This window comes from Ruegeria spongiae, assembly GCF_023502395.1.
Lineage (GTDB): Bacteria > Pseudomonadota > Alphaproteobacteria > Rhodobacterales > Rhodobacteraceae > Ruegeria_C > Ruegeria_C spongiae.
This window is the reverse complement of record NZ_JAMFMB010000009.1, coordinates 1-14,343: the sequence shown is the minus strand read 5'-3', so window position 1 is coordinate 14,343 and position 14,343 is coordinate 1. Positions and strand designations below refer to the sequence as shown.

The 14,343-nt window shown below is 50.9% G+C and carries 12 protein-coding genes and 7 pseudogenes; 11 read left to right on the top strand and 8 right to left on the bottom strand.

Annotation, left to right across the window (positions count from 1 at the left end; all coding sequences use genetic code 11):
* Window position 1: 1 nt before the first annotated feature.
* Complete coding sequence (locus tag M3P21_RS08775; RefSeq protein ID WP_249709003.1) at window positions 2–508, bottom strand: hypothetical protein; 507 nt, start codon at window positions 506–508, stop codon at window positions 2–4.
* On the bottom strand, window positions 508–1,026 hold the full coding sequence (locus M3P21_RS08770) for a hypothetical protein (protein ID WP_249709002.1): 519 nt from the start codon (window positions 1,024–1,026) through the stop codon (window positions 508–510). Before M3P21_RS08770 ends, M3P21_RS08775 begins: the two co-directional genes overlap by 1 nt.
* Window positions 1,027–1,625: 599 nt before the next feature.
* Here M3P21_RS08770 and M3P21_RS22645 point away from each other — a divergent pair.
* Together M3P21_RS22645 and M3P21_RS22540 are read left to right on the top strand one after the other, a co-directional pair.
* Window positions 1,626–2,021 carry a toll/interleukin-1 receptor domain-containing protein gene (locus tag M3P21_RS22645; protein ID WP_249709001.1) on the top strand — a complete coding sequence of 132 codons (396 nt, stop codon included), beginning with the start codon at window positions 1,626–1,628 and terminating at the stop codon, window positions 2,019–2,021.
* Window positions 2,022–2,915: 894 nt separating this feature from the next.
* Window positions 2,916–3,158 (top strand): annotated as a pseudogene (locus M3P21_RS22540) (transposase); the annotation flags it as partial.
* A 56-nt stretch (window positions 3,159–3,214) separates the two neighbouring features.
* Here M3P21_RS22540 and M3P21_RS08750 read toward each other — a convergent pair.
* Both M3P21_RS08750 and M3P21_RS08745 read right to left on the bottom strand, forming a co-directional pair.
* Window positions 3,215–3,576, bottom strand: a pseudogene (locus M3P21_RS08750) (IS21 family transposase); the annotation flags it as partial.
* Between the two features lie 227 nt (window positions 3,577–3,803).
* On the bottom strand, window positions 3,804–4,313 hold the full coding sequence (locus M3P21_RS08745) for a hypothetical protein (RefSeq protein ID WP_249709000.1): 510 nt from the start codon (window positions 4,311–4,313) through the stop codon (window positions 3,804–3,806).
* A gap of 777 nt (window positions 4,314–5,090) precedes the next feature.
* Here M3P21_RS08745 and M3P21_RS08740 point away from each other — a divergent pair.
* Window positions 5,091–5,241: pseudogene (locus M3P21_RS08740) on the top strand (IS3 family transposase); the annotation flags it as partial.
* On the opposite strand, the pseudogene M3P21_RS08735 reads toward M3P21_RS08740, so the two are convergent.
* The 3 genes and pseudogenes from M3P21_RS08735 to M3P21_RS08725 all read right to left on the bottom strand — a co-directional run.
* Window positions 5,233–5,489, bottom strand: a pseudogene (locus M3P21_RS08735) (IS3 family transposase); the annotation flags it as partial. The pseudogenes M3P21_RS08740 and M3P21_RS08735 sit on opposite strands and share 9 nt — an antisense overlap.
* A gap of 78 nt (window positions 5,490–5,567) precedes the next feature.
* Window positions 5,568–5,858: pseudogene (locus M3P21_RS08730) on the bottom strand (IS3 family transposase); the annotation flags it as partial.
* A gap of 160 nt (window positions 5,859–6,018) precedes the next feature.
* Window positions 6,019–6,171 (bottom strand): hypothetical protein, encoded by a 153-nt coding sequence (locus M3P21_RS08725; protein ID WP_249708999.1) that lies wholly within the window; start codon window positions 6,169–6,171, stop codon window positions 6,019–6,021.
* A 390-nt stretch (window positions 6,172–6,561) separates the two neighbouring features.
* Here M3P21_RS08725 and M3P21_RS08720 point away from each other — a divergent pair, with 390 nt between their 5' ends.
* The 7 genes from M3P21_RS08720 (at window position 6,562) to M3P21_RS08690 (ending at window position 13,686) form a co-directional block, all read left to right on the top strand.
* Entirely contained in the window at window positions 6,562–9,069 is a 2,508-nt protein-coding gene (locus M3P21_RS08720) for a calcium-binding protein (protein WP_249708998.1), read from the top strand.
* Between the two features lie 264 nt (window positions 9,070–9,333).
* Window positions 9,334–9,693 (top strand): hypothetical protein, encoded by a 360-nt coding sequence (locus M3P21_RS08715; protein ID WP_249708997.1) that lies wholly within the window; start codon window positions 9,334–9,336, stop codon window positions 9,691–9,693.
* Between the two features lies 1 nt (window position 9,694).
* Window positions 9,695–10,465, top strand: coding sequence for a hypothetical protein (locus M3P21_RS08710; RefSeq protein WP_249708996.1), 771 nt, complete (start codon window positions 9,695–9,697; stop codon window positions 10,463–10,465).
* Window positions 10,466–10,484: 19 nt separating this feature from the next.
* The gene (locus M3P21_RS08705; protein ID WP_249708995.1) at window positions 10,485–11,171 is read left to right on the top strand and encodes a hypothetical protein; all 687 of its coding nucleotides are present in this window, start codon (window positions 10,485–10,487) and stop codon (window positions 11,169–11,171) included.
* Window positions 11,172–11,175: 4 nt separating this feature from the next.
* A complete protein-coding gene (locus tag M3P21_RS08700; protein WP_249708994.1) occupies window positions 11,176–11,901 on the top strand; it encodes a hypothetical protein in 726 nt (241 codons plus the stop codon).
* A 425-nt stretch (window positions 11,902–12,326) separates the two neighbouring features.
* Window positions 12,327–12,743 (top strand): IS200/IS605 family transposase, encoded by a 417-nt coding sequence (gene tnpA, locus M3P21_RS08695; RefSeq protein WP_249708993.1) that lies wholly within the window; start codon window positions 12,327–12,329, stop codon window positions 12,741–12,743.
* Between the two features lie 694 nt (window positions 12,744–13,437).
* Window positions 13,438–13,686, top strand: a complete 249-nt coding sequence (locus tag M3P21_RS08690; protein WP_249708992.1) for a hypothetical protein — start codon at window positions 13,438–13,440, stop codon at window positions 13,684–13,686.
* A gap of 148 nt (window positions 13,687–13,834) precedes the next feature.
* Here M3P21_RS08690 and M3P21_RS08685 read toward each other — a convergent pair.
* Window positions 13,835–14,080 (bottom strand): annotated as a pseudogene (locus M3P21_RS08685) (DDE-type integrase/transposase/recombinase); the annotation flags it as partial.
* Here M3P21_RS08685 and M3P21_RS08680 point away from each other — a divergent pair.
* Window positions 14,079–14,183, top strand: a pseudogene (locus M3P21_RS08680) (transposase); the annotation flags it as partial. The pseudogenes M3P21_RS08685 and M3P21_RS08680 sit on opposite strands and share 2 nt — an antisense overlap.
* Window positions 14,184–14,343: the final 160 nt, after the last annotated feature.

Here is a 14,343-nt window from a genome sequence, read left to right as displayed (position 1 = left end):
GTCAGCGCCCCCGCATACGGCGTTCGCGCCGATCTGAAACAGGTGCGCGTCCGATTCCAAACGCATTAGCAATCCGCAGGCGCTCAACCGGATTTTCGATCTGCAGCACTACTGCGAGTGCTTGAGATTCGGAAAGTTCATCTACCGCGCTCAACTGTCCACGTGTCTGTGCAGCCCGCACGGCGTTCATACGCTCTGTTGGTGTCGTGTCCGCCAATGTCTGCTCATCGCCAGCTTGAAGAGCTTCGAAATGTGCAACCTCTTCTTTCTGCTTGGCGACGGGGACAAGCTCTGACAATTCGTCATGGTAGTCGCCAAGCTTACCGTCTCCGAGCGCTGCACAGCGGGCGGCTCTGACGGAAAGGACGTCCGTTTCATCCAAATCAACGCCGTGGATGTTCTTTGCATCCGCCGCAACCTGCTGGGCTATATTTGCCCAACGCTCTGCCACGGCTTCCGATCCGCTGAGGATGTTCAAAAAGTTTGAGTAGTCTTCATTCGCCGTCATCAGGCAGCAATCCTTTCTTCTACAAGATTTTCATGAGACGTGTTGCAGATAGCCCAAGGCACGCAGAATCCGGGCCAGTTGGGTAGTTCACGGGGATCGCCCATCATGGTGTATCGAAGCACGCCATGGTGCAGCGGCAGCTTGAGGCGCAAGACGTCGATGTAGCGAAACAATTCGGAGCTTCGCAGAGACGATGAGAGAGCGCTTGTCAGGCTCACTTCGCATTCAAACAAGCGCGTACTTTCCTCTGGCGTCAGGGCTTCCCTGAACCGTTGGCAGATCAGCGTGACATCATCGCCAACCCAAATCGTGTCATCCGTGGTGGCGACGTCGAACAGATGCTTTACAGCGTCACCACCGCGCTCACGCGCGGTCAGCGTCGGGAGTACCGCCGCCAAGTGATACTGGCGGTTGCGTTCACCGCCCGTATACTGAACGTCGCGCAGTCGGCGTGACACCGTGTCAGCGTGGACTCCGACTGCGCGCGCGTATTCTTTCTGTGTTACCGTGATCGGCAAAATTGGCCTCCATTTGGGGGGAAGTTAAAATAAGTATTGACTTTCTATAACATTTCGCGGGTTCGAGAGTCAAATTTCCGAATCACAACGGGTCAAATGATTAGGCTGGGCGCAAACGGGTCAAGGAATTGAACACAGAACGACCCCGCTAACGCGGGAGACGCATGATATGTCGGAGCGTCAACGATACCTTAGATTGAGGAAGATCAGGCCTGCGAACCAATCAACCCTTCCTTGCGCGCCACCCCAAATAGTGCTTGAGAGCGGTGATTGCACCACATATAGTCCACCGCATGGCAAGATGCACAGCACCAGTACGCGGACATCGATCAGCAGCCGCCGCAGCGGCATGCCCCGCATGTGGTGGCCGCTATCGCGGCTACGGTGGCTACGGGTCGTATTCCACCCCATCATACACCCCGTCCTACACCTCTTCAGCGAGCAGCGGCGGCGGACGGAGCAGCGGAGGGTCTAGCAGCAGTAGGCCTAGGTGGTCGCCAGCGAATTCATCCGTAACCTACACGCCTTCCGAGGTGCGGGCACTATATCCAGTCCGCCGAAAAGTAGAGACTCGTACCCCGCCACCTGACCCGCGAGATGTGTTTCTCTGCCACGCTTGGGATGACCGGGGCGGAGCGGCCAAGGATCTGCACGATCAATTGGAGTCACTTGGTGTCTCGGTCTGGTTCAGCGAAAAGGACGTCCTCCTCGGTTCGCCGTTGCTACGCGAGATCGATAAGGGATTGGCGAAGTCGCGAGTCGGGATCGTGTTGGTGACGCCCGCATTTTTGAGCCGCATACGTGGAGAAGGTATCGCCGACAAAGAGCTTTCGGTGCTTCTTGCGCGTGACTTGCTCGTCCCCATTGTTCACAATACGACGTACGACGCCCTTCGCGATGTCAGCCCCCTGCTCGGCTCGCGCACTGGCCTGAGTACAGCGGAAGAGCCGATGGCAGATGTAGCAACCAAGCTAGCCGAGTTGGTTTCACTCTAACTACCAACTAAAAGGCTAGGCCGGGTCGACCTGTTTCAAGCTATCAAACAGGTATCGCATTCCCGCACCGTCGCCATAACCGCCTTCAACGGCATCCCCTATTGGCGTGACCTGTCAGGTAACGGCGGTGGGGGTCGGAAATGTTGGCGTTGTCGCACGCGCCCTGAAAGCTTAGGCAGCGGAACTACTAGTTCCCTATGCGGGCGAATTGGAATTGCTAGGCAGCGGAGTCGATCTAAAGTCGGAGCCAAGTGCAGTGTGACTTACTCAGTCTTGTCGACTGATGAACGCTCTTGCATCGTTGTGCAAGTCATGCAAGAAGAATCCATGCAATCCGTGCAGGATTGCACAAGATTGCGTATGTTCTACAGGTGTTTGCGAGATGTTCCGTGCAGGATTGGACGAAATGTCCTTTATATAAAGGATAACCCCTGTCTTCGGGAGGCAGGGGTCGTGAGTTCGAATCTCGCCTCTCCGACCAATATAGTAAGGACATTCAGCCATTTCGGCGTAGTGCCAAATTGCTGGTTTCTGTGAGCCCTCACACTTTCAGCAATGAAGTGGCATGTATCCGCTGCCAGTTTGGCGATTGGATGCATCCGCGTCGCAAGATGCTGAACTGCAAGCAGAAGCGTAAGAAACCCAATAGAATTTTACCGGTTTCGGTGACTGAATTTTCCGAAATCACCGATTTACGGACGGGGCGTATATATATAGCACCCGCGATTCATTCTACGTACCCAGTCAAAAGGGTTTCGCACTCAACACTATCTGACGCACCACCTGTTGAAGCGCCAGAAAGCAGCATCTGCGCACTAGGCTCTGGACCCATTAATATGGTTGCCGCGATCTTGTTTGCATGATTCAAGCCCCTGAGTTTTTGAGGGGTGCATGGTGAGTAATCTATTCTGGTTGACCGACGAGCAGATGGTTCGCCTTCGGCCCTATTTTCCGAAGAGCCATGGCAAACCGAGGGTCGATGATCGACGTGTACTAAGCGGGATTATTTTCATCAATCGCAATGGGTTGCGGTGGTCCGATGCGCCTCGCGAATATGGACCGCCGAAGACGCTCTACAAAGTCCACCTCAGACGGACCGGTGCACGCACCTTCATGGACGTGTTCGATGCCCTTGCCGAAATCTGCGATCTCTTCTCACCAGAAGAGTGCTGGAACTACTTCAAAGCTGCCGGATAGGCCACCGCGGAGGCTGCCCGTGCTACCTTCGACCAGTTGCCGCGTATCGGCGCACCGCATCATAGCTGAAGTCATAGCCGCGGTTACGCAGGTCCTCGCAAATCCGGACGAGCGTCAGGCGTTCACGCTTCGGCCGACGGGCATCTTCAGCCAGCAAATCGCCAAGCACCGACCGCCAAGGGTCGATCTTTGGGCAGGGCTGCGTCGCGCGGTCATAGGTGAACTCGGTGGCACCTGATCGGATCACCTTGCGCACCGTGTTCCGCGACACCCGAAGCTCGCGGCAAATCTGCTTGATCGGCTTGCCGTCGATGAAATGCGCACGCCTGATCTTCGCAATCGTCTCCACAACCAACATCCCCTGACTGCTCCCTCATGCTTTTGAGGAAGCATCTGATCACAACTATCAGGGGGATCACTTTTGGACGCCGATCACCCCAATACCGGGGTCAGTTTTGCATGCCGATCCACACTCAAATAACCTGTTCGAAATTTTTCGACCAGTACAAACCTCAGATCACGCAGGCTCATCAACTAGACCCCAGAGATTGCGACACATCCACACTTGCTAGGTATAGTGACGGATCACTTCGACTGGGGCGCATTCACGATGGCGTATTGTATTGCCCTGGCTCGTATCTTTCGCATAACGACCCTAACTGAACGCGAAATTGCGTCCAACATTTGCATTCTTTGCAGACATGGATAGTCGTTGGCCCATAGCTCAAAGCAATCAACGAGGTTATCATGAAACTTGAGATAGTAACGAAATCCAAGGAAGTCAGAGAATTCTTCACGGAGCACTAGGCTAACCTCATCGATCAAGGCCGCGAGCAAGTCTGAAACTGACAACGAGAGATTTTTGGCCCAGCTTTGGTCGACCATAAATCTTGAGAGCGAGCAGTGCGCCGTAATCGATATTACGTCGAAGAAGTTAGGCGCAGCTGTCGACCGCAAGAAACCATGCGGCTGCAAGCTACCAAAGTGTGGCACCAGAGCGTCCCAAGCTCCGAAAATGGTTTCGGCTGGAAAATCCAGTACTTCGACCAAATCAGTACGTGAGAAAAAAGAAGACCAAAGGTCGAACTCACACATTTGTCATCCTCTTACCTTCGGGTAGCAAACTGTGCTAAAATAGTTGGCTTTCCGTTGCGAATTGTAGGTTGTTCAAGGTTCAGTCGAAGTCGCCTTGGACTGGTCCAACCGCTGTACCTTGATCGCATTGCCTAGGGATGAACGCCTTCTAAGCGTCCTTGAATTTTGTTGCTTTCATGTGTTTCGCCGCCATCGTGGACACATCCCTGTCAGGCTTGTGGGCGGGATTGGGAATCGGATAGGATCGCTGATATCAGGAGGTATCTCTGCATGGCCGCCGACGATGAACCGCCATATTGGTACGACTTGGTTGCCTTGGCGCAGCAGGTCGTGGAACATTCTGGCTTCCGGACGCATTTCTATGGCTGCCCTAGCGGCTAACGCTGATTTCAGGCCCTTTCTAAGCCTAAAAAGTAGGGCCAGAGATTGTGAAAGCTCAGCCCATGGTGCCAAGGCAACTCTTGGCAGCTTCTGAAGCTGGTTCTAAGTGAGAAACAAGGTTTCTTAAGGCCATAGCATCTCTTGGTCCGGACGAAACTAAGTCTAAGGCTAGCACCAAGTTGTCATAAATCTCATCCCAGGCTTGGGAACTGATCGACCCTTCGCGACTACATGCCTGCATGGTAAACTCCTGATTATGGCAGTCAGTTTCTAAACAGACCTGGTTAATTTCTGGTTAGCTCAAAGATCTGGTTCCGGTTCTTGAGCCGTTTAACACTGTTGAGCCTCCCCAACTGAACTGGTCCGCCCCTATGTTTAGGAAACGGAGGACCAGAAATGGCAAACAAGCGACCGAAGCCGGAAGAGATAGTTTCTAAGTTACGGCAAGTTGAGGTGTTGATGGGGCAAGGTATGTCCCGCCTGTCTGCAATCAGACAGATTGGTGTTGTTGAACAAACCTATTATCGCTGGCGTAAGTGCGGGGAGCATACCGTTGTGACGAACGATGTTGTCTCAGCACGCGACAGGCCCTGCGCTCCGACACTTTGAACTGACTGCGCACGTGATCAATGCAAGCCCGGCGACGAGCGGGGCTCAGAAGTTTCCCTTCGCTGCTTCCTTCAGGATCAATTTGTCCAACGTCAGATCAGACACAGCTCTTCTGAGCCTGTCATTTTCCTTTTGAAGCCGCTTCAGTTCTTTCAATTGATCTACGCCCATTCCACCGTACTTCTCGCCCGGATGAAGACAGGCTGGTGGCCGATATGATCGAACTGGCTCGTCAGTTTGGTCGATACGGGTATCGTCGAATTGCCGCCTTGCCAAACACTCTCGGCTGTATTCGTCGATGATGTTGAGCGTGCGGAGCGCCCTTCCGTCATCAGTCCGGCAATGCACGAAGTCATAAGACCAGACATGGTTACGATGCTCCGGTCGAAGCCGAACGCACGATCCGTCATTCAGCCAGAGCCGCCCCTTCTTTGGTTGTTTCGTTGGCACTTTCAGCCCCTCTCGTCGCCACAGCCTTTCGACCCGCTTGTCGTTCACATGCCAGCCAACATCTCTCAGCAGCGCAGCGATCCGACGATAGGCGTGCCGCATGTAACTGTTAACCTTCATCGCTGAAGCAATTCTTACGCATCGAAGCAACCGTCTCGCGCCGGAAACTGACCCAAAAGTTCGCACTCATTTCGGATCAGCTTCACGACTTTCGCCATCATAATCACGACGGAGGACAGCTTCTGTGGGGTGGACGCAAAGTCACCTAATCAGTTTCGGCCAGTGTATCTGCATCGCCGTTTTGCGTTTCGGCTGCAAGTAGCGCACACTGCACGTGCGCCTCCAACTCAGGCATGCCATTTAACTTTGCAAATTCCGCGATATCCAAAAGAACCTCATTAATCCAGTGTGTATGCATTGACCGTTCCCATTTGTTGGCTGGAAAGAGGGTTCATCGATATGATTTCTAAATGATAAAGCATCAGTGCGTTGCGCCCTGAAGGGTGCCTGTTCCCATCTATTCGCCATAGGAGCCGCCGAAGCGAGGCAAAGTGCAAAGAGGTCTAGTCGATGGTGTGTATGCCTATTCCTGGTGGCATAGCAATGTGTCGACGCGATGTTGGCAGAAGCCATCACAAAAGGAGAAAGCAATCACTCCAACAACAAATTTTATTAAATTGGCAAGATCTAGTAGTGTTTTCACTCAGTCTTGTTAAATTTGAATACTTATTTAATGTTATTCATCCCGCGGTTAAGACTCCTTAAATCTCTCACGCCCCAAAATATAAATAGTTGTGAGAGTGAAGTAATGAAAATACATCAGGTATATAGTTCGGTGGAGTCCGGGCATTTTGGGTTAAACCACGTATTCAACTATGAACGAATAGGGGATCGTGGCTGGGAAAAGTACGATGAGGTTGTTGAAGCCTTAGGCGCTAAAAACTTGCGATATCCCGGCGGCATAGAGAGCGAAACAGTATTTGATATCAGGAATCCAAATGCTGCTACTGGCTTAGACTCCTCAGGGCAAGAATATAGGCTTACTCCTTTAAACGAATTCATAAGATTTGCTCGAAGTGTTGAGTCGAATATTACGGTTGTAATCCCAACAGCACAATTTCTGACGTCTGAAAAGGAAGCAGGACATCGTGAGTTCGACTACTCAAAAAAAGCTGATCTAGAGACGTTTATTCGAAACTCACTGATCGAAGGGTCTGACGTGATAACAGCCTTAGAGGTGGGTAATGAATACCAGACATTTATGACGTCCACAGAATACGGTTTGGTTTTAAACGAGATCGCAAAACTGACACAGGGTGTGATTGATGACTTGATTTCGGAGGGACTTCTACCCAAAGGCTTTGTGGAGCCGAAGATACTTGCTCAAATCTGGGGCCAAAGCGCAAACGGAGGCATGAGCTACGACAGCTTGGCGCAGCGGAACTCTGTCGTTTTAAGTCAGTTAGACGCAGAGGCAATCGATGCCATCGACGGCGCGGCGATGCACTTTATCTACAAGGAACACAAGGACAACGGCGATGACCTAATTGCGCGCTTTGAAGACATTGAGAGTGCTGTGCATTCGGGTCTACGTTTTGTAGAAGCTTGGGAAGCTGTGAAGGGTGAAGAGTTAGCCATTCACGTTACGGAATGGAACGTGAATCACCTCCAAGACGCGATCTTCGGCCAAAAGCAGGCTCACTTTGCTATGGAGATGTTTGTGTCGTTTGTGAAAGCAGGAGCAGACGAACTGAATTTCTGGTCCGCGATGTATCATAGCACGAGTATTGCAACTGCCAACGGAACGCTAACACCGCTAGGCGAGTTCCTGGTTAATCTTCAAGAAACGGCACTAGGAAAGGAATATGTGGAAGTTGAAACTGGAGTTTCCAATGTTGCCGCTTACGGTTTCGTCGGAGACACTTCACTGGACATATTTTTTATGAACCAAGGCGCGTCTTCCGCTGATTACGATTTTAGCGAATGGCTGATGCAAAATGACTACTATGTTATTTCTTCTTTGAGCTTCGAAGTGGATGAATCATCCACTGATGGATTCTTTAAAAATATGACCGGACTTCCGCCATGGCTTGAACCTGATGCAGCAGTAGCTGTCGCCCGCAACCAAACAAAAGGGCTTGAGGGTGACCTCGGCTCTTTTGGCTACGATATTGTCAGGTTGGGACGTATGATTGAAGGGACTGATGACGCCGACGAGTATTCAAGTGTTGTCAATACTGACTGGGTGGACGGAGGTGCGGGTTTTGACCATGTTAGTTTTTTGGATATGGCAGATGGTGTCGCCGTCGACTTGGGTAGTGGTTCATTTGGAGTCGGATCAGGAAAGTTGATATCCATAGAGTCCGTCTCTGGGACGTCAGCTGGGGACTTACTGGTGGGAAGTCGCGGATCCAATGGTTTGTTTGGTCGCGGCGGAGATGACATCGTCCATGGCGGGAGTGGTGATGATAAGCTAGGCGGGGGAAGTGGACAGGACACCATCGGAGGTGGCGATGGGAATGATACAATTTGGGGAGGAACAGAGAACGATCAGCTTTGGGGCCTCAATGGTGATGACGTCGTCCGTGGCGGGAGTGGTGATGATAAGCTGGGCGGGGGAAGTGGGCAGGACACCATCGGAGGTGGCGATGGGAATGATACAATTTGGGGAGGAACAGAGAACGATCAGCTTTGGGGCCTCAATGGTGATGACATCGTCCGTGGTGGGAGTGGCGATGATAAGCTGGGCGGGGGAAGTGGACGGGACACCATCGGAGGTGGCGATGGGAATGATACAATTTGGGGAGGAACAGAGAACGATCATCTCTGGGGCCTCGACGGTGATGACATCGTCCGTGGCGGGAGTGGCGATGATAAGCTGGGCGGGGGAAGTGGACGGGACACCATCGGAGGTGGCGGTGGGAATGATACAATTTGGGGAGGAACAGAGAACGATCATCTCTGGGGCCTCGACGGTGATGACATCGTCCGTGGCGGGAGTGGCGATGATAAGCTGGGCGGGGGAAGTGGGCGTGACACCATAGCGGGAGGCAACGGTAACGATGTCTTGGCCGGTGGTTCAGGCACCGATGTGTTTGTGTTTTCAGCTGGTTTTGACGTCGTGCTCGACTTCGAATCTGAAGATGTGATTGATCTGTCTGCTGTTGCGGCGGTCAGCAATCTTACTGTCTTTCAACGTTTTCACCTGTCGGCTGATCCGAATGGAAACACGGTCATCGCCGATGGGCTGGGCAATTCTCTGACGCTAAACGGTGTAGACTTCTCAGGGCTGGAAGCGGATAACTTTCTTTTCTGACCTTGAACCTGTTTGCAACGCTCACAATCGCGCTAGTTCTTTGACCCAAACCGAGGCGCTCTCCCCCAAGTTGTGGAAAGAGGTGCCCGGTTCGGTTCAACTACGGATGACTGCCGTTGAAGCCTTGCGAAGGGGCGATTGTACATTGAGTCTTCGCGCCTTAAGCTGACCTGCGAGCGGCATAGCCCGGTATGATCCGTTTGTGCTTCCAGCCAGGCGAACGCGGCTCCAACTATATACACTGCGGGTCGAGGTCATCGTTTGATGAGCAAAGTAGCTTCAAAAATATTGGATATGACGGGTAATGGGGCACTCAAAGTAATTTGCCCCGGCGAGGGCTTCCCCAATTTAAAGTTGATGCACTTGGAAGAATTGGCATCGCGCCTGGTCGAGCCTCGCCAAGCTGATATTGCTAGTCAAGCGGTTACAGAGAGCTACGACAATACTCATGCGCAAAAGGTCGTAGCCCCTCTCATTTTGCTCAAATCCTCCACCACGGAGTTCAAAAGTGCTGTTGAACGGTATAGTCCCCTGATTGTCGAAGAACCTCGCAGAAGCAATATCGATTTCCCGGAAGTTGGAGAAATCCATCTAGCTGGCAAACAAGTGGTGGAAGTACAATAGAATGCCCAACATTGCATTTCATCTGGGGGCGCATCGAACAGGCACCTCATCTTTACAGTCGTTCCTGAAGCACAGTAAAGATACTTTGCACCATGCAAATATTGAGTTGTTCACGCTACCCGACACCAGATCTCTAGATACCGCACAATTCACGCCCGACGCTCCACGCCTAATACTAAGCGAAGAAAACCTGATTGGAACCATGGAAGAAAACATACTGCTTGGCTCCCTGTATCCAAGAATTGCTTCCAATCTAAAAAAGAGAGCCCCTTCCAATCTTCAACCCGATGTTGTTGCCCTATCCATTCGAGAATACTCCGAATGGTGGGCATCTTCTCTTCTATATCTCTTATTCCGGCAAAAGAAAGACTATTTGAAAGAGTTAGGTAATATAAAGTTTTTTGAAAGAACCTGGGTAGATGTAATTGATAGCATACGCGCCACTTACCCCGGCGCGATGATCGTTGTCAGAGAATTCCGTTGGAAGCCGGACAATCCCAAACGATTTGTTTTAGAATTTACAAAGTGGACAGAAGTTAAATCCCTAAAGTCTTTCCGAAAGCGGCGAAATGCAATACCCTCCCAGCTTGGAGTAGCGTCATCCCTGATGGAATTAGGATACACTGATTTAGGTAATAGCGTCGCTAGTTGTGGAAAGTACTCGCTTCTCCCAAAAAAGATCATAGACGAACTTAAAGAGCAATATGAGGCCGACCTAAGGCACATCAAAAGACTAAAGAACACAAAACTACTCTTGGGTCAGCAAGAATGAGAGCGTTGAGATAAACAAAATGCAGAGAGTAAGAAAACTGCCGACGCTCTGTTTGTTACATGTTGGCAAAACAGGTGGCACATACCTAAGGAATCTAGCGCGAGAAGATGCCTACAAACAAAGGAACATCGTGCGGTGCATACATGGTGATACGTTAGAAACAACAGCACAGCAATATGGCGACAATCGCAAGCTTGCTTTTTCGTTCAGAGATCCTGCGGAACGTTTCGTATCTGCGTTCTATTCGCGACAAAGACAAGGCCGCCCCAGGTATCAGGCAACCTGGACGCCGGGAGAAGCGATTGCTTTCAAGTATTTTGAAACACCGCAACAGATACTATCGGATCTGAAATCGTGCTCGGAAGTTGCCAAATCAGCCGCACACTTTGCGCTGGCGCATATACAGCACATCAAGCTTGGGTACGTTCATTACTTTCACAGCGCTACTCGTTTACTACTAGAACATCAATCGGGAAACATTTTACTTTGCATCGAAACCCCAAAAATATCGATGAATCTGTTGCAAATATCAACAGCCCTTCGGGATCTACCGATCAACCCTTCATCGGATAATTTACATGCAAACCCGCTTGACGTTGAGCAACTGGACGAATCTGCTCACTCTACCATGAGAGACCACTTTGGGCAAGAGTACAAGATTTTTGAAGCCGCGCGACAAGTAGCTAAGGATATCGGATTCGCGTGAAATTATGGACCTAAAAAGTTATCATCTTCACATAGGTGCGCCGGGGGTATTCGTAAATGTCGTGCGAACTTTATTCAAAGACGCTGGCAACCTCAGAAATCCTAGCGTTGCGTTTCGTTTTGCGAAAGTCATTGAAAAGTGGAATATCATTCGTAACTCTAGTAACTACGCCGTTACTCCCAAAGATCTAGACTTCGATGGACCGATGTTTATGTCAATTCCTCAACTGGCATTTAAAAACCTACCAGTGGATGAAAACTATACGATTGATGTAGCTCGTGAGCACCTTAGTCAACTGGTTATCCCGGCTTCAGATTTCCCAATACAGGTCTACTTCTTTATTTGTAACCCACTGTTTCTGATTGATGCCTCGGAGAGTTCTAAGGTCAGTGAATTGAACATTCTCGACTTTAGTTGGTTTAGTTACGTAAATCTGATCGAAAATTCTTTGGGGAACAAGTACAACCTAATGGTTTTCGATGTTCATGATTGCATCCGAAATACAGATATTATAGATGGCTGTTTCTTTGAAACGGAGGTTGTTAGCGATCCAAACAATCCTTTGCGCATGAAGCTTCAAACGCTATTGCGCCGCGCTACTGATAAACGCATGCGTTCTCTTAGGCAGACTATCGAAGACTTCGACGATGTCAGCGCGAGAGTCAGTAGCAAGTATGCTTTGGAAAAAAGGCTGCTTTGGGAGACCGGATTCCTTCTCACAGGTTATTGATCTGCTTTCCAAGGTCGGTATTCCCGGTTGGAGAATCCTCGACTTTGTGAACTTATTCCTGACGCTGGACCTCTGCCCCGAGAATCTTCTCACTTTCTTAGTTATCGGCGGGCAGACCACGTCGATTGCCCGTAATTACGAACTGTCAAGCGGCGATGGTTTGCGTCAACCTTTGCATTCACGCTGAGAGGCAGAAAGGTGGATTGGCGCGACAGGTCCTTCGCTCCGCGAAATACCTCTGCTAGCAACATTGATCGGATTTAGAGCATGTTAGGGCAGTGCCCCTTACCTCGTTCTTAGAACACAGAAGGGAAGCTAGAGCTTTCTGGATTGCGCTCATTGAGGAACGGCCGTTGGCCCTCCTTGCGAGTATTTGGGTAAACTTGACGAGCGCGCGAAAGGCTCATTTTCCAGAGGGTAAGGTCATGCGATATGACACCGGCAAACACTGCGTTTTCTATCATCGCTACCACATCGTCTGGTCGACCAAGTATCGCTGCAAGGTGCTGACCGGGGCGTTGCGCCTGCGGGTGCGGGACATCCTTCGCCAGGTCTGCCGCGAGAACGAGGTCGACATCCTGCGCGGGGTACTGTCATCAGACCATGTACATATGTTCGTATCGGTGCCGCCGAAGATCGCCATTTCCGATCTGGTGCGCAGGATGAAGGGCCGTTCGTCTCACAAGGTACAACGGGAATTCCCCGCGATCCGTAGGCGCTACTGGGGCCGCAGGTTCTGGGGCAGGGGATACTTCTCCACCACCAACGGCGCAATCACCGAAGACATCGTGCTGCAATACCTCGAAAACCACATCGCTGATCCTACCGACGCCAGTCGGTAGTCGTTCAGTCGCACGAGAGGAACTAGCGTTACTGATTCTTCACACGCTGAGCGAGCTCAGGTCACAGCACATACTTTTGACTAATAGCCAGTCGTGGATTGTTGCTAAGATTGAATATATTTGGTTCGAGAACCGCCACGGTAAGGAGCACTCGGCGGGCACTGGAATTGATAGTGCTTATAGTGCACGTGGCCAGCTAGGGTGATGTTTTGAATTGACCAGCGCGGACGTGCAGTCGCGTGCGGCGGTTAGAGCGATTCCACAACATACATGCAGACTACTATCCGCTATACCACTGCCGATTAATCGCAAGCTAAGGTGCCTTATCAGGCAATGGACACAATCTATAGGTGTGCAAGGACGAACATAGGCAAGATTTGGCCAATTGGAGGTTCCAGTTAACCGATTTTTAAGGAGACCGGTCGAGGTTAACCGCCAGTAAAAGCGTGGGGACGTTCTGCATGGATAAAGAGACTATCACACAAGCAAAATTGGCCATACATAGACTTAGGCAAGAGGGCCTTGATGCTACAGCAAATGCGTTGCAAGACCTGCTCGATGATTTTCAGCCAAGGGCTCAAAGTGAAACGAAGCTACAACACCCTCATTGGTGGCCCAAGTCAGCAAATACGCGTTAGTCAACTATTAACCAATCTGCCCCTTTGATCCCCACAATGCAACGAGGGGATCAACAATGCAGAAAGACCATTGGTTTACGGAAAAGTTGGTAATGATTGCCAGCAATGTGAGTAACGAGTTCCCAAATGCAAGCATGGAAAAGGTTCGCGCGATGGTTGACGTGTTTGCGGAAGAGGCTTCACTAACTCTCCGGCAGAAAGCAGCGCTTTTGAAAAGGGCCGGATTGAGAGGCGACTTCAGAAGATGCGCGACCTCGCCATGTGATGAAGGTTATGACGTCAGTCAACCAAATCGTTCGGCGTGAGCCTCCCCAACTGAACTGGTCCACCGTTATGTTTAGGAAACGGAGGACCACGAATGGCAAACAAGCGACCGAAGCCCGAAGAGATTGTCTCGAAGGGCTGTGTTGCAAAGTTTCTTGCTAGCCAACGAGATTACGGCGTGTCTTCAAGTTAAGCGGCCAGTTCAGCGAATTGTTGAAAGGGACAGAGTCCAGGCGTGAATTGGCCCTTGCGGATCATGTTCGCGACTTCGATTCCAGCGAGGGTTGCTGCAGCAGAATCGAGAGCTTTGAACCCCAGCATTGGCCGAGCGCGTCTCTTGATGAATCGGTGATCCTGCTCAACGATGTTGTTTAGGAACTTCTGCCTCACCATCTCGATTGGATACGGACATCCAAAGCCCTTCAGCATTTTGTTGACCCCACTCAACAAATCCAGCGGTGGCAAGGAACGTCTGGGCAAGATCACGAAGCAAGGTGATCGCTACATTCGCAAGCTGTTGGTCGTAGGCATGACATCGCGCGCGGTGAAGCTCGTTGATTTCCTACCTTGAGGAGATAACGAAATCCTTTTGCAGGATCACCACATTGAAATACTATGTTCGAACATACGCGACTGGCATGAGCGAACCGGACAGTCGTAGGCGCTTAGTTTCTTGACCTGAAGCCCATATTCATCCC